Origin of the sequence: Proteiniphilum sp. UBA5463, from assembly GCF_002427225.1 — a bacterium.
Lineage (GTDB): Bacteria > Bacteroidota > Bacteroidia > Bacteroidales > Dysgonomonadaceae > Proteiniphilum > Proteiniphilum propionicum.
This window is the reverse complement of record NZ_DIQL01000042.1, coordinates 32,085-55,454: the sequence shown is the minus strand read 5'-3', so window position 1 is coordinate 55,454 and position 23,370 is coordinate 32,085. Positions and strand designations below refer to the sequence as shown.

19 protein-coding genes are annotated in these 23,370 nt (G+C 41.0%); 7 read left to right on the top strand and 12 right to left on the bottom strand.

Annotation, left to right across the window (positions count from 1 at the left end; translation table 11 throughout):
* Positions 1–560: 560 nt before the first annotated feature.
* From B3B27_RS07105 to B3B27_RS07090, 4 genes are all read right to left on the bottom strand, one after another.
* Positions 561–1,295 (bottom strand): NigD-like protein, encoded by a 735-nt coding sequence (locus tag B3B27_RS07105; protein WP_238868494.1) that lies wholly within the window; start codon positions 1,293–1,295, stop codon positions 561–563.
* A 186-nt stretch (positions 1,296–1,481) separates the two neighbouring features.
* A complete protein-coding gene (locus B3B27_RS07100) occupies positions 1,482–3,317 on the bottom strand; it encodes a YgiQ family radical SAM protein (RefSeq protein WP_238868495.1) in 1,836 nt (611 codons plus the stop codon).
* 4 nt (positions 3,318–3,321) lie between these two features.
* Entirely contained in the window at positions 3,322–5,043 is a 1,722-nt protein-coding gene (locus B3B27_RS07095) for a SulP family inorganic anion transporter (protein ID WP_238868496.1), read from the bottom strand.
* A gap of 108 nt (positions 5,044–5,151) precedes the next feature.
* Positions 5,152–5,799: a DUF4294 domain-containing protein gene (locus B3B27_RS07090; RefSeq protein ID WP_238868497.1), complete on the bottom strand. Its 648-nt coding sequence runs from the start codon at positions 5,797–5,799 to the stop codon at positions 5,152–5,154.
* A 202-nt stretch (positions 5,800–6,001) separates the two neighbouring features.
* Between B3B27_RS07090 and B3B27_RS07085 the strand changes: the two genes are divergently transcribed.
* The 3 genes from B3B27_RS07085 to B3B27_RS07075 all read left to right on the top strand — a co-directional run bounded on the left by B3B27_RS07085 (position 6,002) and on the right by B3B27_RS07075 (position 11,558).
* A complete protein-coding gene (locus B3B27_RS07085; protein ID WP_238868498.1) occupies positions 6,002–7,804 on the top strand; it encodes an AMP-dependent synthetase/ligase in 1,803 nt (600 codons plus the stop codon).
* A 126-nt stretch (positions 7,805–7,930) separates the two neighbouring features.
* Complete coding sequence (gene leuS / locus B3B27_RS07080; RefSeq protein ID WP_238868499.1) at positions 7,931–10,684, top strand: leucine--tRNA ligase; 2,754 nt, start codon at positions 7,931–7,933, stop codon at positions 10,682–10,684.
* Positions 10,671–11,558 carry a YitT family protein gene (locus B3B27_RS07075; RefSeq protein WP_238868500.1) on the top strand — a complete coding sequence of 296 codons (888 nt, stop codon included), beginning with the start codon at positions 10,671–10,673 and terminating at the stop codon, positions 11,556–11,558. The genes leuS and B3B27_RS07075 overlap by 14 nt, the downstream gene beginning before the upstream one ends.
* Here B3B27_RS07075 and B3B27_RS07070 read toward each other — a convergent pair.
* The 6 genes from B3B27_RS07070 to nusB form a co-directional block, all read right to left on the bottom strand.
* On the bottom strand, positions 11,500–14,379 hold the full coding sequence (locus B3B27_RS07070) for an FAD-binding and (Fe-S)-binding domain-containing protein (RefSeq protein WP_238868501.1): 2,880 nt from the start codon (positions 14,377–14,379) through the stop codon (positions 11,500–11,502). The two genes, B3B27_RS07075 and B3B27_RS07070, sit on opposite strands and share 59 nt — an antisense overlap.
* A 125-nt stretch (positions 14,380–14,504) precedes the next feature.
* Positions 14,505–14,702 carry a winged helix-turn-helix domain-containing protein gene (locus tag B3B27_RS07065; protein WP_238868502.1) on the bottom strand — a complete coding sequence of 66 codons (198 nt, stop codon included), beginning with the start codon at positions 14,700–14,702 and terminating at the stop codon, positions 14,505–14,507.
* Between the two features lie 116 nt (positions 14,703–14,818).
* A complete protein-coding gene (gene coaE / locus B3B27_RS07060) occupies positions 14,819–15,424 on the bottom strand; it encodes a dephospho-CoA kinase (protein WP_238868503.1) in 606 nt (201 codons plus the stop codon).
* 63 nt (positions 15,425–15,487) lie between these two features.
* Positions 15,488–16,480 carry a hypothetical protein gene (locus tag B3B27_RS07055; RefSeq protein ID WP_238868504.1) on the bottom strand — a complete coding sequence of 331 codons (993 nt, stop codon included), beginning with the start codon at positions 16,478–16,480 and terminating at the stop codon, positions 15,488–15,490.
* Between the two features lie 12 nt (positions 16,481–16,492).
* Positions 16,493–16,807 (bottom strand): preprotein translocase subunit YajC, encoded by a 315-nt coding sequence (gene yajC / locus B3B27_RS07050; protein WP_238868505.1) that lies wholly within the window; start codon positions 16,805–16,807, stop codon positions 16,493–16,495.
* Between the two features lie 26 nt (positions 16,808–16,833).
* Positions 16,834–17,760 (bottom strand): transcription antitermination factor NusB, encoded by a 927-nt coding sequence (gene nusB, locus B3B27_RS07045; RefSeq protein WP_238868506.1) that lies wholly within the window; start codon positions 17,758–17,760, stop codon positions 16,834–16,836.
* 349 nt (positions 17,761–18,109) lie between these two features.
* Between nusB and B3B27_RS07040 the strand changes: the two genes are divergently transcribed.
* The 4 genes from B3B27_RS07040 (at position 18,110) to B3B27_RS07025 (ending at position 22,094) form a co-directional block, all read left to right on the top strand.
* A complete protein-coding gene (locus B3B27_RS07040; protein ID WP_238868507.1) occupies positions 18,110–20,017 on the top strand; it encodes a beta-N-acetylhexosaminidase in 1,908 nt (635 codons plus the stop codon).
* Between the two features lie 270 nt (positions 20,018–20,287).
* The gene (locus B3B27_RS07035) at positions 20,288–20,866 is read left to right on the top strand and encodes a 50S ribosomal protein L25/general stress protein Ctc (protein WP_238868508.1); all 579 of its coding nucleotides are present in this window, start codon (positions 20,288–20,290) and stop codon (positions 20,864–20,866) included.
* Between the two features lie 136 nt (positions 20,867–21,002).
* A complete protein-coding gene (pth, locus tag B3B27_RS07030) occupies positions 21,003–21,563 on the top strand; it encodes an aminoacyl-tRNA hydrolase (protein ID WP_238868509.1) in 561 nt (186 codons plus the stop codon).
* Between the two features lie 126 nt (positions 21,564–21,689).
* Positions 21,690–22,094, top strand: coding sequence for an RNA-binding S4 domain-containing protein (locus B3B27_RS07025; protein ID WP_238868510.1), 405 nt, complete (start codon positions 21,690–21,692; stop codon positions 22,092–22,094).
* A gap of 11 nt (positions 22,095–22,105) precedes the next feature.
* Here the strand turns inward: B3B27_RS07025 and B3B27_RS07020 are convergent, their stop codons facing one another.
* Both B3B27_RS07020 and B3B27_RS07015 read right to left on the bottom strand, forming a co-directional pair.
* Complete coding sequence (locus B3B27_RS07020) at positions 22,106–22,822, bottom strand: 2-phosphosulfolactate phosphatase (protein ID WP_238868511.1); 717 nt, start codon at positions 22,820–22,822, stop codon at positions 22,106–22,108.
* Between the two features lie 129 nt (positions 22,823–22,951).
* Positions 22,952–23,200, bottom strand: a complete 249-nt coding sequence (locus B3B27_RS07015) for a hypothetical protein (protein WP_238868512.1) — start codon at positions 23,198–23,200, stop codon at positions 22,952–22,954.
* Positions 23,201–23,370: the final 170 nt, after the last annotated feature.

The following is a 23,370-nucleotide window of genomic DNA, read 5'->3' as shown; positions in this document are numbered from 1 at the left end:
AAACTCAATATAAGAGTTATCATGCCCTTAAAACCTGATTGATTTTTTCTTTTCATTCTCTAATTAGTTTGAAAAATTTAATAATTAATTAACAAATTGGCTTTTTCATTATTCAAATATAAATGCGTATAGAAATAAAAAAATTCAGTGCAAGCTAAACCGAAGGCCTAGAGAAAAATTAGAATTTAATTTACCAAAAAATGAGTTTTACAAACAATTTAAGTAATATTGCACTTGCTGGTTGACTTTACAACTCTACACCCTTTATCAGACCTTTGTTATTTCATTATTTAATAGTACTTTCATAAGTAAATTATCAGTTTAAACTGTACTGTTCTGTGCTATAATTACGCGGCAAAGATATGTTTATAAATTATAAAAAACAAATTTTATCTAATAATATGTCCTTTTTTTAAATTATTTGTTTATTTATGATGCTTTATGACGAAATATTCAGTTTATAAAAATTTCCGGATGGACTCTTCACAGGGTCCATCCGGTTTTTGGAAAATCAAAAAGTCATATAAGAAATAGAACTAAAATATTTGTGGTTTTGTAATTTAATAGTATTCGTTTGATGAAATTACAGGTATCGGCATTTCAGATCTTGTTTGTGTCGCCGGTTGATTGTATCTGTATATTACATCATACGTTGTGTCTCCTGTCCAGCCCTTTATCTTAATGGATAGTTTTATCGAGTCTGCTTCAGCAACCCTGAATGGTTTCAGGTCGAAGCAAACGAAACCTTCATAGAGCTTAGAACGTGTACTTTGATAAGAGTTGTGGCGGAATTCAAGTTCTATGGCATCTGGTGATGTCCCAGGGGATAAAGTGTTTTCTACCAGATTGATTGCATGTGGCTTTACACCTCCATAGTTAAACATAAAAGAGACGTTCAAATAATCACCACCAACCCAAACAGCATTTGGTTTTATCGGATCGTCCCCGATGCTGTCTTTATTTTGCTCGTTAAGCTCAATTGCCTGTTTTGTGAGGATATTCCATATATCATTCACTTTTATATAGTGATCATAACCGCTTTGAACATCAGACAGGATTGTATAATTCAAAAATACGCGCTGGTTATATTTAGGAGTATATAACACTGCACTGGCAGCAGGCCAGAGTCGTTTGCCATTGTCAAGCAGCAATGAATATGCGTTTTCACCTTCAGGAACTACTGTGGCTATATCGATTCCGAAGTTCCCAAGCGACTTTGAATTATCGTCGCATGAAATATTGGCTAGAAAAATTCCAACTGAAAATATACCAAGTATTAAAAGCGTTTTTTTCATACAGATTTATTCACTTTATACTTTAACGCAAATTTGCGTTTCATATGTTAGATGTAAAAAGGAGAAAAACGCTGCATGGAAAAATAACAAAACAGGTCATTTAACAATGTTTAACTGTTTGGTATGGATTATATTATATGTATATAAGAGATCTTGAGTTCTTGAATTTGTGATGATATGGCAATCTTATCCATTCGGATATAATTTATGGATTAGATCTGAACGTTTAATATGTTTTAACTCATTAATGATCGAACGCTTATTTTTACGGTCATACCAGAAAAAAAATTGTCGCTGTGCATTTTTCTGATCTTTGGTTTTGGCAGTGTATACCCGTTCCAGTGTATAAGGATGAAAGCCTGTATAATACATTTCAGTGGCCAGAGTCATAGGAGAAGGAGTAAAGTCCTGGACTTGTTCAAGCCTGAAATTCAAACTTTTGGTAATTGCTGCCAGCTCAGCCATATCCTCCTTGCTACATCCAGGGTGTGAGGATATGAAATATGGGATGAGCTGTTGATTGAGATTGTGTTTTTTGTTCAGTTCATCAAAAATACGGTTGAATTGGTAAAACAGGCTGAAAGAGGGTTTCCTCATAATGTTCAACGTTGTATTAGACGTATGTTCAGGCGCAACCTTCAGACGGCCCGAGACATGCCTGGTGAAAAGCTCCTCCAGATATGTCCGTGCAGCGGCGTTACTTGTCTCATCGTTGCTATTGTGAAGCAGTAAATCGTAACGGATCCCGCTTCCAATAAAAGATTTTTTTACTCCAGGCAGGTTGTCAACCGAGCGATAAATATGAAGTAGGGAGCTATGGTCAGTATTAAGGTTGAAGCAGATTTTGGGATGGATACATGACGGTTTCTTGCATTTAGCGCAAATGGACATGTCTTTTCCATGCATCCCGTACATGTTTGCCGAAGGACCTCCCAGATCACTGATATAGCCTTTGAAATCTGGCATTTCAGTAATTTTACCGACTTCTCTCAGGATAGATTTTTTGGAGCGCGAAGCTATAAACTTCCCCTGGTGGGCTGAGATTGTACAGAACGCGCAGCCACCGAAACAGCCGCGATGGAGGTTCACTGAGAATTTGATCATCTCGTATGCCGGAATTTGTTTTCCCCTGTATTTTGGATGTGGAAGACGAGTGTATGGAAGATCGAACGATGCATCTATCTCCTCTTCCTTCATTGGGGGAAAAGGAGGATTTACCACGACTGTTTTGTTATCTGCCTCTTGTAAGATGCGTGCAGCAGACAAGCGGTTGGACTGCTCTTCAACCACGCGGAAGTTTTTGGCCTGTTTCAATTTCTCTTTTTCACACTCTTCATGAGTGTAGAGAACAACCTCTTCGTCAAAAGGATTCTGAGGAACGCTTTTCCCGGAACTGATATAAGCTGTTTGCGGAATGTCATATATTTCTCCAATCTTTCTGCCTTTGCCAATTTCGTGCACCAGTTGTTTCAGCGGCAGTTCACCCATGCCGTATATTAAAAGGTCGGCGCTTGTGCCGGCGAGAATAGGTTTATGCAGCTTGTCGTCCCAGTAGTCGTAATGGCTCACCCGTCTAAGTGAAGCCTCCACTCCTCCAATAATTATTGGGGTTTCGGGATACAACTCTTTAAGGATATTTGTGTAAACGGTAACTGCTCTGTCGGGACGCATGCCAGAACGGCCATCAGGGGTATATGCATCGTTTGAGCGAAGGCGTTTGTTGGCTGTATAATGGTTAATCATTGAATCCATTACACCAGCTGTAACTGCGAAGAAGAGGCGCGGCACACCCAGCTTCCTGAAATCTCGCAGATCGTCTCTCCAGTTGGGTTGCGGAACAATAGCCACACGAAGCCCTTCACTTTCGAGCAAACGCCCTATAACGGCTGTCCCAAATGAGGGGTGGTCGATATAGGCATCGCCCGAAAAAAGTACCACATCAGCATAGTCCCATCCGCGAAGTTTCATTTCTTTCTTAGTGGTGGGAAGCCAGTCGGTAAGCCTGTGCGATACCTGATCCATATTGTTATGATTTGCGTATATTTTCCTTTTTAAGCTTTTTATCAAGTTGTTTTGCTCTCTCCACTGCCTCATGTATATTTGGGCAAATATTCTCTTCACCCACAATCATGGGGATGTATGACTTGTATAGAGATTCGCGTACATTGTCTTTTACTCCTGATAAAATGACTTGAATCTTCTCTTTACGGGAATTTTTACAAAGGTTTTCAAGGTTGTTAAGCCCTGTGGAATCGATAAACGGCACTTTCCGCATGCGAATAATCCGTATATTGGGATGATCACCTATTTCACGCATCTTCTCATCAAACTTATTGGCGACGCCAAAGAAGAACGGCCCCTCAATTTCGTAAACCTCTACACCTTGAGGAAGATACAGAATATCTTCCTTAAAGTCACCCGAGTGCGATTCTACCTCTTTAGAAACATTTATCTTTCCCGTAGTGTGCGATATTTTTGTACTTTCGTTCATTCTCTTCAGAAAGCCAAATATGGCAAGCATCAATCCTACTGCTATAGCAACAGTAAGGTCGAAAATCACAGTCAGGAAAAATGTTGTAAGGAGTATGGCAAGAGTAGATCGTGACTGTTTTGTAAGTGAGATAAATGTGCGCCATTCACTCATATTATATGCCACAACCACAAGTACACCTGCCAGGCAAGCCATGGGTATATGTTTTGTCAGATCACCCAGGAACAACACAATTAGCAAGAGTACAATTGAATGGATAATACCTGCTACAGGAGTTTTCCCACCATTGTTGATGTTTGTCATTGTGCGCGCAATAGCGCCTGTTGCCGGGATTCCGCCGAAAAAAGGTGTTATGATATTTGCAACACCCTGTGCTACCAGCTCCATGTTGGAGTTGTGCTTGTGACCTGTCACGCCATCGGCTACCGTTGCAGACAATAGCGACTCTATTGCACCCAGCATGGCAATAGTGAAAGCTGCGGGAAACAATATGCGGATACTTGTCAGGGTCAATGGTACCTGCTCCACTTCCGGCAACTGGCTGTTGATGACAAATCTGTCGCCAATAGTTTCTATACCGGTTATGCCGCCGTAAGTTTTCATAAGATAAACGGCTATAGTCATTACTATAATGGCTACCAGGGAGCCGGGAATTTTATTCGATATCTTTGGGGTGAAAACGATTATTGCCACACTTGTGAGTGCAATAAGAGCAGCCCACCAGTTCACGGTATTGAAATGTTGGAAATATATAGCCCATTTTTCCAGGAACCCCGACGGCAATTTCGGTGTTGTTAGACCGAAGAAATCTTTCATCTGAGTTGAAAAAATGGTAAGTGCAATACCGCTGGTAAATCCAACTACAATGGGATAAGGTATGAACTTGATTACCGTTCCCAATTTTAAAAATCCCATAAGTATCAACATGGCACCGGCAAGAACAGTGGCAATAGCTAGTCCCTGCACACCGTACTGCTCAACAATACCATATACAATAACAATGAAAGCCCCGGTAGGCCCACCTACCTGTACTGTGCTTCCGCCCAGGAATGAGATGATGAAACCTGCAATAATAGCAGTAATAATGCCTTTTTCGGGTGTCACCCCCGATGCTATACCAAAAGCAATGGCTAACGGCAGTGCTACAACACCTACTATTAATCCTGCCATAATATCGGCAATGAATTTTTCTCTGTTGTAGGTTTTTAGAGACTGATATAGTGCCGGTTGAAAATCGTGTAGAAAATTTATTTGCATAACCTAATATAAAACGGTGCAAAGATAGCAAAAAAAATCATGGAAGGCTAAATTCCCAATTTGGCATTAAAAAACCGCTTGATAATCACGAAATAAAAAAAGGAGCGATTACACAGCTCCCTGTTCAACAAGAATGCAAACACGTTCTGTTATGCGATCTTCACCGTAGGGATTATACCTAACTTTGAGGCTATTGCCAAACATACTGGCGAAAACATTGTATGACCATGCTTTAAAACTTCCCATGAAAGCATCAATTATATGGTATGAAGATGAGTTGGTCTCCCTGTCAACAAGCTTCATTAAAAGTTGTCCCTGTGAACGAGTCAGTTTTTTCATCTTTGGTGTATACTCTGCCTTTAATTCCCTTTCCATTGACTCCAGATGACGCTGTCGTGATTTATCGTTTGGAAGCGTCTCCATATATTCGTACGTTTCCAGGATAATACCTGCGATTTCTTTTGCATAAGGCAGAGTTTTTTTTACATCACGGATAAGTTTGGTGTATGCTATTTGATCTTTTGTGCTTCGGAAGGTTATGGGCGAATATTTTATAAAATCCCTAAGCCACATGCATGCAACGGTATCTTCTCCCAGAATTACAGCGGGATAAACGTTAGGCATTAAATATATAGTAGAGACGGAGCCCTCTGAATCGGGATTCAGACTGGCAGCATAGAATCCCTGTGCTTTTGTCATAAATGGCAAAAGAGCTGTGAACAGCATTACCGGAAATATGTGCAAACGTCTTTTCATAATGACACAAAGATAATGGCTAAGATTAATCTGATCGTAAAAAAAGTCGTTAAGTGTAGTTAATTAAGCTTCGAGTTTTTAGATTGTTAAGTGAATATTTCAGAAAGGGATTAACGAAAAAAAGTAGGAAAGAAAATAAATATCATTGTTTTGAAAAAAAATTGGGGAAAATATCTTACTTTTGATAATAAAAACAACAACAATGACATATTATCATCTGGGTGAAATCGTTCATAAACAGGCAGAGAAATACAGATATAAAACAGCAGTGAAGTATCAGGCTTCTGATGGGAAATGGCTTGATATGTCATGGAAGATTTTTGCTGCAAAAATCATGAAAACAGCTCAGGCAATGGCTGAAATAGGAATAGAACCAGGTGATAATATTGGAATCTATTCGCAAAACATGGAGAAATACCTGATAGCCGATTTTGCAGCTTATGCCAATAATGCGGTTATGGTTCCGATGTATGCTACATCTTCGCCATCGCAGGTGAGTTACATTATTAACGATGCCCGGATTAAACTGCTTTTTGTTGGAGAACAGTTTCAGTATAATAATGCCTGCAAGGTGATGTATGAGTGCCCCACGCTGCGAAAAATGGTTATTTTCGACAGAACTGTTGTGCTGAAGCCCGATGATAAGACATCGCTATTTTTTGATGATTTTATAACTATGGGCGATAATTCCGAGTCGCTGGCATTGGTAAATGCCCGAATGAAACAGCTGAAAGTGAACGATCTGGCAAATATTATATATACATCGGGCACAACCGGTGAGCCGAAAGGGGTTATGCTAACGCATGCCAATTATTTAAAAGCTTATGAGATACATGATATACGAATCACAAACCTGTCGGATAAAGACCTCTCTATGTGCTTTCTCCCTTTGACACATATTTTCGAGAAAGCATGGACATATTACTGCTTATATAAAGGCATTACGGTTGCGGTGAATAAGGAACCCAGTGAAATTAGAAAAACTATCAAACAGGTTCGCCCCACTCTTATGTGCAATGTGCCGCGCTTCTGGGAGAAAGTGTATGAAGGTGTGAAAGAGCAGATGGAGAATACAACCGGTATATCAAAATGGTTGTTTTGCGATGCATTGAAAACGGGACGTAAACACAATCTTGAATTTGTTAACGAAGGGAAAAGGGCCCCTTTTAGAAACCGGTTGAAATTTTTTCTCTATAAACACACTCTCTTTTTTCTTATAAAACGCATCGTTGGTATCGAGCGTGGAAATTTTTTCCCGGTTTCGGGGGCTCCTCTGTCTGATAATATCAATGAATTCATGCAATCAATTGATGTACATATTATCTACGGTTACGGATTATCGGAAACTACTGCGACGGTAAGCTGTTTTCCTGAAAAAGGATTTCGTATTGGAACGGTGGGAAAGGTGATGCCGGGACTTGAGGTGAAAATTGGCGAGAATAATGAAATACTGGTGAAAGGCGATACAGTCACAAGTGGTTATTACAATAAACCTGATGCAACAAAAGCCGCATTCACAGATGATGGTTTTTTCAAAACCGGTGATGCCGGAACCCTGACTGAAGATAATGAAATAATCCTGACTGAACGAATAAAGGACCTGTATAAAACATCAAATGGAAAATATATTGCACCGCAGATGATTGAGACGCGCATTAGTGAAGATAAATATATCGACCAGGTGGCGGTTATCGGTGATAAGCGCAAATTTGTGAGTGCACTAATTATCCCCAACTATGATGCTTTGAAGTGCTATGCCGGGGAGCATGGAATACATTTCGACTCGGTAGAGGAGCTGGTGAGTAACGCCGAGATAAACAATTTTATATTTGGACGGATTGAACTACTGCAATCGCAATTTACATCTTACGAGAAAATTAAACGCTTCACCATTCTTCCAAATCCTTTCAGCATAGAAACCGATGAATTGACCAATACTCTCAAACTGCGCAGGAAAGTGATACTGGAGAAATATTCCGATGTTATTGACAGAATGTATATCTGAACAAATTAATCATAGGGAGCATCAAATAGTGTTGAAATGGCAGAAGCGTAAAGTTTGAAAACGTAACGTTGTGGAAATTTCGGAATTAAATCATTATCTTTGCACCGTTTTTTAAATTGAAGTGGAATGGATTACAATTTCGAAGAGTTGGAAAAACGGTGGCAGAAATACTGGATAGACCATCAAACCTACAAAGTAACTGAAGACAGATCAAAACCAAAGTATTATGTGCTCGACATGTTTCCCTATCCATCGGGAGCGGGGCTACATGTGGGACATCCGCTGGGGTATATAGCTTCTGATATTTTTTCGAGATTCAAAAGGTTGCAGGGCTATAATGTTTTGCATCCAATGGGATATGACGCTTATGGCCTTCCAGCTGAACAGTATGCCATACAGACTGGGCAACATCCGGCTGTTACAACACAGGAAAACATCAACCGTTATCGCGAGCAACTTGATAAGATAGGATTTTCATTCGACTGGAGTCGCGAGGTGCGTACATGTGATCCGGAATATTACAAATGGACACAATGGACTTTCATAAAGATGTTCCATTCCTATTATTGCAACCAGGCGAAGCAGGCAAGGCCCATTTCAGAATTGACAGAAATATTCTCTCGCCAAGGTTCATCAGGATTGGATGTTGCTTGTACCGAACCTCTTGAATTTACAGCAGAAGAGTGGAACAGTAAAACGGAAAAGGAGCAGCAGGAGGTGCTGATGAATTATCGTATCGCATACCTGGGTGATACCATGGTAAACTGGTGTCCGCAACTGGGGACAGTGCTCGCCAATGATGAGGTTAGCGAAGGCTTGTCAATACGCGGTGGATATCCAGTGGAGCAGAAAAAGATGCGGCAGTGGTGTCTTCGAGTATCAGCATACGCTCAACGCCTGCTTGACGGGCTGGATAGTATCGAATGGACTGAATCTCTTAAAGATACACAGCGTAACTGGATAGGACGTAGCGAGGGAGCAGTGATGCATTTCAAGACAGAGCAGGGTCTAACGTTCGACATATTTACTACCCGTCCCGATACCATATTCGGGGCCACCTTCATGGTCTTTGCCCCTGAGAATGAACTGGTAGATCAGCTCACTACCGATAAACAACGTAATGCAGTTCAGGAGTATATAAGCAACGCAGGGAAAAAAACAGAACGTGAACGCATCTCCGACAGATCGGTTAGCGGTGTGTTTTCAGGATCATATGCATTACATCCCTTTACCGGAGAGCCTCTGCCTGTATGGATTTCCGACTATGTGCTTGCCGGATATGGTACAGGCGCGATAATGGCAGTACCGGCACATGACAGCCGCGACTATGCCTTTGCTAAACATTTCAATTTGCCAATAATTCCTATTATTGAAGGATGTGATGTTTCTGAAGAAAGCTTTGATGCAAAGGAGGGGATTATGGTCAATTCCGGTTTTATGGACGGGATGACAGTAAGCAAAGCTATTTCCGCCGCCATCGATGAGGTGGAAAAAATGGGTGTGGGCTACCGTAGAATAAATTATCGGCTGCGGGATGCAATTTTCTCGAGACAGCGTTATTGGGGTGAACCATTCCCTGTTTACTATAAGAATGGAATGCCCTATACGCTGAATGAAGATGAATTACCACTTGAGCTGCCCGAGGTGGACAAGTTTCTTCCCACAGAAACAGGAGAACCACCACTGGGCCGTGCAGAAAACTGGCAAACCAAAGATGGATATCCGCTGGAAATGAACACGATGCCTGGCTTTGCCGGCTCTTCGGCCTACTACCTTAGGTACATGGATCCGTATAATGATAAAGCACTTGTATCAGAAAACGCTAATAACTACTGGCGTAATGTGGATCTATATATTGGTGGAACCGAACATGCAACCGGGCATCTTATATATAGCAGGTTCTGGAATAAGTTCCTGTTCGATGCAGGGGTTTCGTGTGAAGAAGAGCCGTTCAAAAAACTGGTTAACCAGGGTATGATCCAGGGTCGCAGCAACTTTGTATATAGAATAAAAGGGACTAACAGATTTGTTTCATTAAACCTAAAAGATGAATACGACGTGACTCCCATTCACGTAGATGTTAACATCGTACACAACGATCTGCTCGATATTGAAGCATTCAGGAACTGGAATCCCGAATACAAGACTGCAGAGTTTGTCCTTGAGAGCGGAAAATATGTTTGTGGATGGGCTATCGAAAAGATGTCAAAGTCGATGTTTAACGTGGTCAATCCAGATGATATAGTTGGAAGATACGGAGCAGATACACTTCGTCTTTATGAGATGTTCCTGGGACCGTTGGAACAGTCAAAACCATGGGATACCAATGGAATAGATGGTGTTCATCGCTTCCTTCGGAAAGTGTGGAACCTGTTCTACAAAGATGGGGCCTTGTCTGTTACCGATTATGAACCCACAAGGGAGGAGCTGAAATCGCTGCATAAACTTATAAAAAAAGTAACATTTGATATCGAGAACTTTTCTTTCAACACTTCAGTATCGGCATTTATGATTTGTGCGAACGAACTTACAACAATGAAGTGTACCAAAAGGGCGATACTTAGTGATCTGGTTGTATGCCTTGCACCCTTTGCCCCGCATATCTCGGAAGAGCTGTGGCATGCTTTGGGCAATATTACTACCGTTTTTGATGCACAGTGGCCGCAGTGGAACGAGGAGTATTTGAAAGAGGATGCTTTTACCTATGCTGTCTCTTTTAACGGTAAGTCTCGTTATGTTCTGGAGTTTCCAGCCGATGCCACCAATGCTGATATTGAAAAAACTGTTTTGGAGCACCCGGGATCACAGAAATGGCTGGATGGGAAAATACCTAAGAAAGTTATTATTGTTCCCAAAAAAATTGTGAATGTGGTTTTTTAATATGGGGAAATTGCCTGAGTTCAGTCTGAAGAGATTCTATGTGAAGGACTACCTGACAATATTTTTGGGAACCTTCATGTATGCTTTGGGGGTCACTCAATTTATCATGCCGCATAAGTTCGTGATGGGTGGGCTCACAGGCGTTGGTGTTTTGATTAACTATGCTTTTGGGGTTCCTGTATCCATTATGGTGCTTGTTATGAATGCGGTATTGCTGTTGATCGCATTCAGAGTATTGGGATCGGAATTCCTGGTGAAGACAATTGTTGGTGTTGCTTCACTTACATTCTTTATAGGGATGTTCGAAAGCCTTCAGTGGCAACCTATTATGACCAGCGAGCCGCTTATGGCAGGGCTTATTGGGTCTATAGTTGCAGGTGCCGGGGTGGGCTTGGTGATGTCGGTAAACGGCAGTAGTGGCGGCACTGATATAATTGTGCTAGTGATTAACAAATACCGGCATATAACACCCGGGCGTACTATGCTTTTGGTCGACCTTGCAATCGTGGCATCTTCGTTTCTTATTTTCAGAAGTATAGAGACCATTGTTTTTGGTATCATTATTATTGCTGTAATGTCCACTTCGGTTGATTGGATGCTGAATGGTATCCGTCAGTCGGTTCAGTTTTTTATTTTTTCGAAAAAATACGATGAGATTGCCACGCAAATCAATTTACAGCTACACCGTGGCTGCACTGTTCTTGATGGCATGGGATGGTACTCCAAAGAACCGCAAAAGGTGCTGCTTGTGATGGCTAAGGGGAACGAGTCCACATCAATTTTCCGTCTTGTAAAGCAGATCGATAAGAACGCCTTTATTTCGCAAAGTAACGTTGTGGGTATTTACGGTGAAGGTTTTGACAAGATGAAGTAGCGGGTAGCGTGGCTTTATCAACTAAGTAGACTATCGACTTATAAGTTATTCCGCTGTTGATGGACAGGCCTATCTCACAAGTCCTGCTATTTGAATAACCTTCCTGTGCATCCTTAATACCCCGTTTCAGCGGTTTTAGAGCCGAACTGTTAAGTTCAGGATAGAAGAATCCCCGGTCTCCGGCCCATCCGCAACAGGACACATTCTCAGGTACAACCACTTTTTCTGCACATTGTGATGCAATAGCAATGAGTTTCTTTTCAAGATTCATCTTTGTGGAACTGCAGGTAGTATGAATGGCCACTGAGACAGACAGTTTGCTGAAATAGAGGCGGTCGAGCAGGAAATCGTGTATGAATTCTACCTGATCGTACAGCTTTAGCCGTTTATCAAGTGTCTCGCGCATGTGGAGCAGGCAGGGACTCATATCACAAACTATTGGCAGTAAACCCTCGCGACTAACTCTTAACAGAACTTCGTTCAGTTCATTCTCCTTTTTCTGTGCCTGTTCCCAGAATCCTTTGCTACTAAAGGCCATTCCGCAGCAAAGCTTGTCTTTTTCTTCAGGAATGATTACAGTGTACCCTGCTTTGTAGAGTACCGACAGAATTTTCGAGGGCAGATCTTCTTTTTCTGCATAACCGAACGATACTCCTCCCATGGAGCGGGTAATACAAGTGGGGAAATAGACCACCATAGGTGACCCGGCAGAATAGCCAGGGAAAATATTGTTTTTAATCTTTTTACTTCCGGAGGGGGTATGGCGTGTCCATAGAGGTAGAGTTCCGTCACCTAATCTGTAAAGTCCCCGGGCAACTCTATCTATTGATTTATAACCCACTGCTTTTGCGATGAAGTGGGGGATATTTAATAATACGCGTAATAAAGAGGATATTTCCGTTATATTGTTTGAAATAGTATCGGCAATTCTATTTGCCAGCTTACCATTGTTTTGCCACCGCAGTTCCTTTATAAGTTTTCCGGTGTCAATGCCTACAGGACAGGCTATGCTGCACAAACCGTCGGTGGCACATGTTTCGTCCATAGGATAGGAGATTTTTTTCAACTGTTCTCTGATAGAACTCTTTTTTTTGCTGCCAGAAATCGCCGTTCCGGCCAGATGCCGGTATGCCACAATACGCTGACGAGGTGTGAGGGATAGGTTTTTAGAAGGGCAACTGACTTCGCAAAAACCACATTCAATGCATTTATCAATTATTGGATTGGCTTCCGGAATCTGTTTCAGATTTTTGATGAAAACATCATGGTCATTGTTGATCAGCACACCAGGGTTCAGTATATTTCCCGGATCGAATGTATTTTTAATACGCTTCATCAGATTATAAACTTCGAGGCCCCACTCTTTTTCAACAAAAGGAGCCATATTACGCCCGGTACCATGTTCAGCCTTTAGGCTTCCGCCATATTTTATTGCTACCAGCTCGCACAACTCGTGCATGAATGTGGCATAATTGCGAATACCCTCTTTTGTGTTTATGTCGGGAAAAACTGTAAAATGAACGTTACCATCTAGCAGATGTCCCCACATTACTGCGTTACCGTAGCCAGCCCCTTCCAGTAAACTTCGCAAATCGGTTAAAGCATCTCCCAGCAACTCGCCACGAAAGGCCACATCTTCTATAATACATGCGGTATGAGGAGGGCGCGTAGCTGCTGCCGAAGTGAAAAGTCCGTTTCGCACATTCCAGTAGAGATTATAAAGATGTTTGTCAGTAGTGAATTTAATTGGAAAAAGTGTCGGAATGTGTGCCAGCTTCTCTGTTATTTCGTTTATCTGTTCAGACAGTGATTCCTCTTTGTCAGCCGATGTGTCAATCAACAGGGCGGCAGCTCCTTCAGGCAACAATTTCAACTCTTCAGGCATACCTTCTTTCTCTTCCACTGCACGAAGTGCATTCCGGTCCATGAGCTCAGCTGCACTAACCCGGCATCCTCTAAGTGGTATGATTGTTTCACTCACTTCCCGCAGGTTAGCGAAATAGATCATGGCAGTGGCCTTAAGCGGTGCGTCATGTACAGTTTCGAAGGTGGCCTGAGAGACAAAACCGAGTGTGCCTTCCGAACCGATCATAAGGTGTTGTATAATCTGTATAGGGTCGGAGAAATCGATAAGTGAATTCACTCCATAGCCGCAGGTGTTTTTTATTTGAAATTTTTGTGAAATAAGCGATCTGATATTTTCATTTTCTGAAACATCGCGATGCAATTGTTCTAAATCTTTGATTAGTTGCGGGTGAGAATTAATAAAAGTCCGGCTGCTGTTGATGTCGGCAGTATCGAGAAGCGAGCCGTCTGCAAAAATGATACGCATCGACTTTACCGTGTTGTAACTGTTATGCCTGATACCGTAACTCGACCCGCTAGCATTGTTGGCAATAATACCTCCTATTTTTGCAGAATCTATAGATGCCGGTTTTGGGCCAATCTTGCGTCTATATCTCATCAACATGCGATTTGCTGCAGTACCTGTTAGCCCGCAGCCAAATGTAGCTTTGTGCCCATCATCGGCAATTGATGAAAATTCAAATCCACTGCCTGTCTCCATCAGTATTGAATCGGAAATTGTTTGGCCGCTTAAACTGGTTCCGGCGCCCTTGAATGTTACCGGAATGTTTTCATGTTCACAGAAATGCAACAGGCGAATAACCTCTTCTTCGGAATTTACTTTTACCACCGCTTTTGGTATCAGGCGGTAGATCCCAGCATCTGTACCCTTGGTGAGACGGGAAAGTTCGTCAGTGAAAACCTGATTATTAGGAAATATTTTTGAAAGTTTTATTTGAAGTTGTGAAGTTTTCATGTTCCATTCCTACTTTTTGGTAAAGATAGAAGATAAATGCCGGTTTGTGTACTTAATAATAAAAAAAGCTGTCATAATCGACAGCTTTTTCAAATCTTTTTCATTTAAACGATGAATTTTGCATATCAGCTCAGTGAAACAAAAAGCTCTTTTCCCACTGTTTCGAAAGCAACTTTCCCTTCCCTTGCCAGCCATCCGAGTGCAGCATAAAGGTCTTTATCGGTTAATTTCGATGCTTTTTTAATCTCTTTCACGTTTTGCCGACCGTTAACATCCAGGACAGACCAAACTTTTCCGGCATTAGCCCCAATTTTCTCAATCATCCTTTTTAATAAATTAAACTATATAACCTAAAATTTGAATGGGTAAAGGTAGTACTATATTTTAAAAAAAACAATTTATTAAAAAAAATGGACTGTTTTAATGGCCTGATAAGTATCTATTTATTGGTTTCTTTCACAAAAGGGAGTGAAATGCTTGACAAAAAGTCATCAATCTGCCTAATCAGAGAGTGCCGGTTGTCATTATAAATTATAAAATCGGCATATTTTATTTTTTCTTCTTCAGGAAGTTGCTTGTTCATTCGCTCTTCCACCTGTCTTCTGATGATTTCATCACGCTTTATAACTCTTCCTATACGAATTTCCGAAGGTGCAGAGACCATTACCACTTTATCGGTGAACCGGTGAAACCCGGCTTCAATAAGAAGGGCGGCGTCAATTACAACAAGCTGATAACTTGTTCGTTGACCGCACCATTCGATAAAATGTTTTGCCAACTCTGGATGAATAATTGAGTTCGCTAAAGTGGTTTTATCCTTGTCCTGGAAAATAATTGAAGCAAATTTCTCCCGGTCTAATTTTCCATCTTTGTAGAACCCTTCCCCGAAGTGGAAGGTGATTTGCTCCTTTATATAGGGAGAGGTGTCATTCAGGTTTTTGGCCTCTTTGTCAGCATCAAACACTGGTATGCCATGCAACCGGAAAATTTCACTTACAACCGATTTACCACTTCCAATACCCCCCGTGACACCTATAATCATCATTGCTCTTCCTATTCAGGTTTGTAATTTCATTAGCTATTTTTCACGTTATAACTATTTAAATCATCACAGTTCCTTGCTTTCGAAGAGAAACTCCACCGAAGATGGTGAAATACGCGGATTGATGATTGAAGACGGGCTTTTTGTGAGTATGAGTTCAACGCGCCCACCCTCGTTATTGTGAAATTCCCTGTAGTCGAGTTCAATTTCAAAGTCTTCAGGGATGATTTTCTTGTACTCTTCAAGTGTAACAGAGAAAGAGACGTTAGCACGAGAGGGAAAAAATTTAACATCCATTTTTTTAGGTAAATGCGATGCCTTTATAGGAATTTCAAATGAGCGCTCAGTGTACTCTTCTATCGGGATATAAATTTCTACCTCTTGAGGCGAAAACTTAACACCTTCTACACGGTTAATTTTAATTGGCAGCTGTGATGTGGCTCTGAGATTTTTAAAAACCGTGTATTCAGTAATGGCTGATTCAAGTTTGTCGAGTGATTGCTTAGAACCGTATGCAGTTACTGTCTCGGGAATAAATACTGCGCTGTCTGCAATTAAATTTGCTCTGCTGGTTGTGATCTCACCATCGAACGTAACCGGTAACTTCTTACTCTGCAATTTAGAAGTAGCCAGTGAAATATTCATTGGGTAATATCCTCTTATATTGGTGCCGGGAGCAAATTTTGAACGAATAAGCTGACGGTACTGATCGCCCTGAAGAACTTTGCTGCCATCTTCGGTTATTTCTGCCACATTTATTTCCAGAGAATCTCTTTTTGTGATATCGAGAAGAAAAATTTCAGAACCTTTGTCGGATACGCTGATTTCAATAAAGTGAGGCAGAGGGTTGTCGAAAACCACATCTTCAGGAATATTGGTATATTTTAGAGGGATCCGGTAATTGCCTTCCACATTATCTTTTTGAAAAAACAGCATTAACCAGAAAATAAAAGCCAGCACCAAAAAAAAGGAAAATGCAAGCAGATTTTTCCAGGGTACATTGGAAAAAAACGCTTTGACTATGGGTTCCCATTTATTGATGATAGCTTTTATTCCCATCTAAAATACTGTTTAGTTAGGCTGTGTTACGTCAACTGAAGAAGCGTAAACCGATCCTTTTTCAAATTTTATTTTCACTCCATCGGCAACTTCTATCAGAAACCAGGTATCACCAACCTCTTTTATTCTTCCGTGAATGCCACCTGATGTAACAACTTTATCACCCACCTTCATCGCTTCGCGGCTTTTCTGCAGTTCTTTCTGTTTTTTCTGCTGGGGGCGGATCATGAAGAAGTAAAATACTGCAATAATTGCAACCATCATTAAGAGGGTGCTGCCCATACCGGTTACTCCTCCTCCTTGTGTCGCTTGTAATAAAATATTCATACGATATTGATATTTATAGTTTATAATTAATTTTTAAAGATAAGATTTTCTTTTTTCATTTCCTGTACAATGGCGTCCAATATTCCGTTGATGAATGTTCCGCTTTTGGGTGTACTGTATGACTTGGCTATCTCGATATACTCGTTTAACGAAACACTGGTTGGAATTGATTCAAATGTGGATATTTCTGAGAGAGCTACCTGCATGATAACAAGATCCATGAATGCAATACGTTCAAAGTCCCATTTATCGGTATGTTTCTCTATCAGATTCCGGTATTTTTTTTCGTTCAAAATAGTATTATGCAGCAGCTTAAGTGCAAACTCCCTGTCTTCTTCATCTTTAAACATTGGTAATAATGGCTGTTGGGCACCTTTCTCTTCAGAAAATTTCCTGATAGTTTTCATCACGAAGGATTGCACAATCTCCACATCATCGTTCCAGTAGATGCATTCGTCCTCCAGAATGTCATCCAACTCCTCGTTCTGGTAAAGAAACTTTTTGAAGGCTTTCCGCCAGAATTCCCGATCTTCATCATATGTGGGAGAGACTATTTCAGTATACTCTCTATATGCCTCGGAAGAGACGATGGTGTCAAGTAGATTTTTGATAAATCCTTCGTTACCATCCCATAACATAGGGCGTTCTGTAAGATATTTGTTAAACTGCCTGTTTTCCCGCAACTGAAGAATAAACTTATTATCTATAAGGTGAGTGTTGGGATTAAGATCTTCTTCTGTGGGAAGGAATTTATTACGTTTAGTATCCACACGGTCTTGGTACAAATTTGTAAGCTCCACCATAAGAAGAAGCATATAATAGTAAAGATCGTATGATTTTTGCAAGCCGAACATGAGCTCTTTTTCGGCGTTACGCAAATCCTTATTCGTATTCTGGTACCATGAATAGACAATCTGGACAATCCTGATACGAATTAAATTTCTGTTTATCATCGCTTAAATGAACTTATTTTGCAACTGCAAAAGTAGTTATTTTTTCGGTATTATAAACAATACTTCGGTATTTTTTTAAAAATAGCTCTTATATTTCGCTGGATATCAATAGATTATGGCACTTTTTGGGGATTTGGCATAAATCGTTGACTGTCAGTATTATAAATGAATTTTTAACGGAGCATTAATAAATACATTCGGGAGAAAAGTGGGTGTAAATGTTGAGAACATAGTGGTTAATGATGCTATGTTTAAAACAATTTATGTAAATTTGTAAAGGCAAGTGCCACAAAAAATCCAGCACTAATTGTAGCATAAGCGGAAGTTGAATTAAATAAATAATTTATCTATGAAAAAGAGTATCTTTACATTTCTACTTATCAGTTTGCTAGCAATGGCAGCCACAGCACAACAGCCAGAGCGGAAAATCTCCATTATTCCCGAGCCTGAGTCCATAGTTGAGAAGAGCGGGTATTATGTACTACCCGATGAAGTTGTAGTTGCATGCCCTTCTGGTAATGAGGGGGCGTTTGTTACAGGATTGCTTAAGGAGAAACTGTCACTTGCCCCCGGTAAAAAAGTTGTGGTGAAGAGAAATTCATCCAGCGCAAATATTGAACTCATATTAAACAGAAAGGCAGATGAGAAAATAGGTGATGAAGGTTACACGTTAAATGTAACACAACAGAAAATTTCTATTAGAGCCAACAAGCCTGCCGGGCTGCTATATGGTGTTCAGACTTTTTTTCAGCTGTTACCACCACAGATAGAGAGCAACAAAAGAGAAGAAAATGTTACATGGCAGGTCCCTTTTGTTGAAATTACAGACTACCCGTTAGTGGAATGGCGGGGGATGATGCTTGACGTGTCGCGCCACTTTTTCACGGTTAGTGAGGTAAAGCGGTTTATTGACAATATGGTGAAGTATAAATATAATATTTTTCACTGGCATTTGACAGATGACGAAGGATGGCGAATTGAAATTAAAAGCTTGCCCAGGCTTACGGAAGTGGGTGCATGGCGTACGGAACAGATAGGGTGGTTCGGAAGTTTCTCCCAGCCTCGTCCCAATGCTCCCAGAAATTATGGCGGTTATTATACGCAGGAAGAGATTAGAGATGTGATAAATTATGCCATTGAGCGAAATATTCAGGTGATGCCGGAAATTGATGTCCCGGGACACAGTTCAGCGGTGCTGGCTGCTTATCCTGAGCTTTCATGTTTCCCTGAGAGCGGCGATCATTTTGTGCGTACCGGTGCTCCTTTCCTCGACTGGAATACGGGAGGGCGCCCAGCAGCTATTTATGAGAATACCCTTTGTCCAGCCAATGAGAAAGTATATGAATTTATGGAGAAAGTGATCAGTGAAGTTGCTGAGCTTTTTCCTTTTCCATATATCCATACAGGTGGAGATGAGGCACCTTATACCTTCTGGGAAAAGAGCTCTGAAGTGAAAGAGCTGATGAAGCGTGAAGGTTTAAAGGATATGGCTTCAGTACAATCATATTTTGGTAAGAGGGTAGAGAAAATTATTCTATCCAAAGGCAAGAAGATGATGGGCTGGGATGAGATTCTTGAGGGAGGGATAACTCCCACAACTGGATTGATGAGCTGGAGGGGAACTGATTATGGGATTGAGGCTTCCAAATCTGGGCATTACGTGGTAATGAGTCCTAGCAATTATGTATATATAGACCTTATGCAGGGCGATCTTTCAACTGAACCCCGTGTGTATAATTCTTTGAGATTGAGTCAGACATACAAGTTTGATCCTGTACCGGAAGGAGCCAACGCCGACTATATTCTGGGCGGACAGGCTAACCTGTGGACTGAACAGATCTACAATATTCGCCAGGCAGAATATATGGCCTGGCCTCGCGGTTTTGCAGTGGCTGAGTCGCTATGGTCTCCAAAAGAGAAGAAAAACTGGGACCGCTTCGTTTCAAAGACGGAAGATCATTTCGTACGGTTAGATTATGCACAAACAAAGTACTCGCCTGCCATGTATGACCCGGTTGTATCGGTAAAAAAAGATGGCGAAGAGTACTATGTTAAGCTTACCCCCGAGATTAAAGGACTTGACATTTATACCAGTTTCGATTCCTCTTCACCTGACAATTTTTATCCGAAATATAGTGAAGCACTGAGAGTTCCTGAAGATGCCGATATCATGAGGATTATTACATATAGGGATGACAAGCCAATAGGGCGGCTTATGAGCATTAAAATAGAAGATCTGAAAAAAAGAGCAAGATAAAAAGTTGCGGAATAAAAAGAAAATCACTACCTTTGCGCCGCTTTTTTAGGCCCACGTGTGATGGGAAATAAAGAAAGCAACTATTTCTTTAAGCTGAATGGGCAGGGGACAAATTCATTTGAACATTGCATTGGCGGGAAATAGCCTGACTTTTGTGAACTATTTTCTTAAGCATTTTTGGCAAAAGACAAGTTTAATTGCGCTTTGCTGTTATTAGGAATAGTTTGAATAAGTTGAACTTTATTTTGAGTAACACAAACAATTTTTAAAATGAAAAGATTTGAATTAAAAGGCGAGATCAGGGATGATTTCGGGAAAAAGGCAGCAAGGGCATACCGCAGTGAAGGGCTTATACCTTGCGTTGTTTACGGTGGACATGGTCAGGAAAACGTAAATTTTGTAGTGAAAAGCGGAGATGTGCGTAACTTGATTTATACACCTGAGGTTTTTCTGGTAAATCTTGATCTTGGGGATAATAAATTATTGGCCGTTCTGAAAGAAGTTCAGTTTCATCCTGTAAAAGATACTATTCTTCATATCGATTTCCTGCATGTGTTCGATGATGTGCCGATAGTGATTGAATTACCCGTGCGCTTGACAGGCTTGGCTGCCGGAGTGAAAGCCGGAGGTAAGTTGTCTCTTGATATGCGTAAACTGAAAGTTAAAGCTCTGCATACCAAGTTGCCCGAAGAGCTGTTGGTAAACGTGGATGAATTGGAGTTGGGCAAATCTATTCAGGTTGGACAGCTTAGCTTCGAGGACCTTGAGGTATTGAATGCCAAGAATGCAGTTGTGTGTCGCGTCCAGCTGACCCGTGCTGCCAGAGGTGCTGCTGCAAAAGCTGAATAACAGCGGTAAGCTAAGGCGGATACTACTTGGTTTACACTAAAATGATAAAATGAAACGAGCATGAAAATCATTATCGTTCAAGTATATGATTAAAGCGAGTTTCATACGATACATTTGAAAAAATAGTTTTAATCGTATGAAATATTTGATAGCGGGATTGGGAAATATCGGGCCCGATTATGAGCAAACCCGCCACAATATTGGGTTTATGGTGTTGGACGCTTTTGCAAAGGCGTCCAATGCTGTTTTTGAAGATAGGCGGTATGGTTTTGTAGCTGAGATGCGGCTCAAAAACAGATCGTTAATCCTTCTTAAACCCTCTACCTTTATGAACCTGAGCGGCAACGCCGTTAGATACTGGCTGCAGAAGGAGAAGATTGAAAACAGCCATCTTCTAGTTGTGGTTGATGATCTGGCTCTGCCTTTTGGCACACTTCGACTGAAAGCTAAAGGGAGTGATGCAGGCCACAACGGGCTAAGACATATTCAAGGCCTTATTGGGCAGAATTATCCGCGTCTCAGGTTTGGCATAGGTAGCGATTTTCATCGTGGCGGACAGGTCGACTTTGTGCTTGACGAATTCACAACAGAGGAGAAGCTGCAACTGCCAGAACGAATTGAAACCGCCGTGGACATTATACGCAGTTTTTGCCTGGCGGGTATAGATATAACTATGAATGATTATAACAACAGATAGGGCGTGAATGACATATTGAGTGGCAGTAGTATTTATGCTGACATTCAATGAATAATGAATAATAATTTTTTATTACGAAGATTTTTTAGGTGCAAACTTATCAATAAAATTTAGAGTTTCACTTTCATGGATGAAGTACGGATAGATAAATGGTTGTGGGCAGTACGAATTTTTAAAACACGTACAATTGCCACCGATGCCTGCAAGAAGGGGAGAGTGATGATTGACAACATTACGGTAAAGCCTTCCAGAACTATTCGTGCGGGCGAGGTTGTGCAGGTGCGAAAATCCCCGATCACCTTTTCATTTAAGGTACTCGCTACTGCGGACAAACGTATGGGTGCGAAGATGGTGCCTCAGTTTATGGAAAATGTTACTTCGCCCGAAGAATACGAAATACTTGAGATGAACAAGATCAGCGGTTTTGTCGACAGGCAGCGAGGTACGGGCCGCCCTACTAAAAAAGAGCGTCGTGATCTGGAACAGTTTACCGGGTCTTTCAGTATGGACGACTTCGACTGGGATGAGTGAGGACATTGCCCTCATGACAACGCTTTCAATCTTTTTGTATAGCTGTCGTAATAAGGTACAATTTTAACAGTGTCAGGTCTTAGGCAGTAATCAGCATCACCTTCGGCGCCGTTGGCTTTAAGTCGTCGGTAATGATCACTTTCTTTAAGATATGCCAGCGGGTCTTGTTTTGCCTGTTTCCACAATTCAAGGGCTATCCTCAACGAATCTGAGCCGATAAGCATTTTCGATATACCTGATATTTTTTCAGCAAAGGCACCACCGAAAAGCATATCTTCAATATTTACCCTGTTGTTCCATCCAGCACAGATAATCACAACCCTCTCAGATTTCTCTGCGCATTTCTCAGCTAATGCTCCTATATTGGAAAAGGTGCCTACATATAGTTTCTTGCTTTCACTCCCCATCTCAATGGCTCTTGTACCATTTGTTGTGGTAAACACAATTTCCTTTCCTGCAACTTTTTCACGTATGTAGTCGAACGGAGAATTGCCAAAATCGGCAAAATCACATTTGCGTGTATCTCTTTCAGCACCTACAAGAAATTCTTCCGATTTGTATCGCTTAGCCTCCTCTATATCAGCTACGGGGATTATCGCGGTTGCACCATTGTGTAGTATTGCGCACATTGTGGCAGAAGCCCTGAAGACATCCACCACTACAACGGTGTCATTTCCTCTTTTGTAAAATGGATAGAGGGCGGGGGATGGACAGAGATCAACTATCATCTTTTTTCTGCAAAGATAGCAATAACAAACATTTCTATCCCCTCAATATGGAACATAATCCCGGATTATTTCGGACAGGAGCCCTGTTATCTTCTTTGTTGAAGGCAATATATGCAAAAAATATATCTACTATTGTCGCATCATTTTACCCTCTTTTTCATATTCCTTGCGAATCCTTTTCAACAGGTCATCTGCCGAAATAGTGGCTGATTTATTATCCACTGTTTTTAGGCCGGCATACTGAATTACGTTTACAATATTTGCTCCTGTCAAATGATATTTGCGTGCGATCTCTTCCAGGTCTATCTTCGTTTTGTTTTCTGCTACATGTGGAAAATAGTTTCTCCAGAGCTGTAAGCGTTCCGAAGTTAGCGACAATCAAAAAATAGAGATTGAGGTGAACGGGACTTTTCTTGTGCTGGAATATTTAATAAAACGTATATCCGAACATTAACTCAAAATATTTATCTTTGTATCGGGTAAAAGGTTATGTTGAAAAATTTCAGCTAAAAGCAATATGCATGAGTTGTAAAACCACTTAAGGTTAA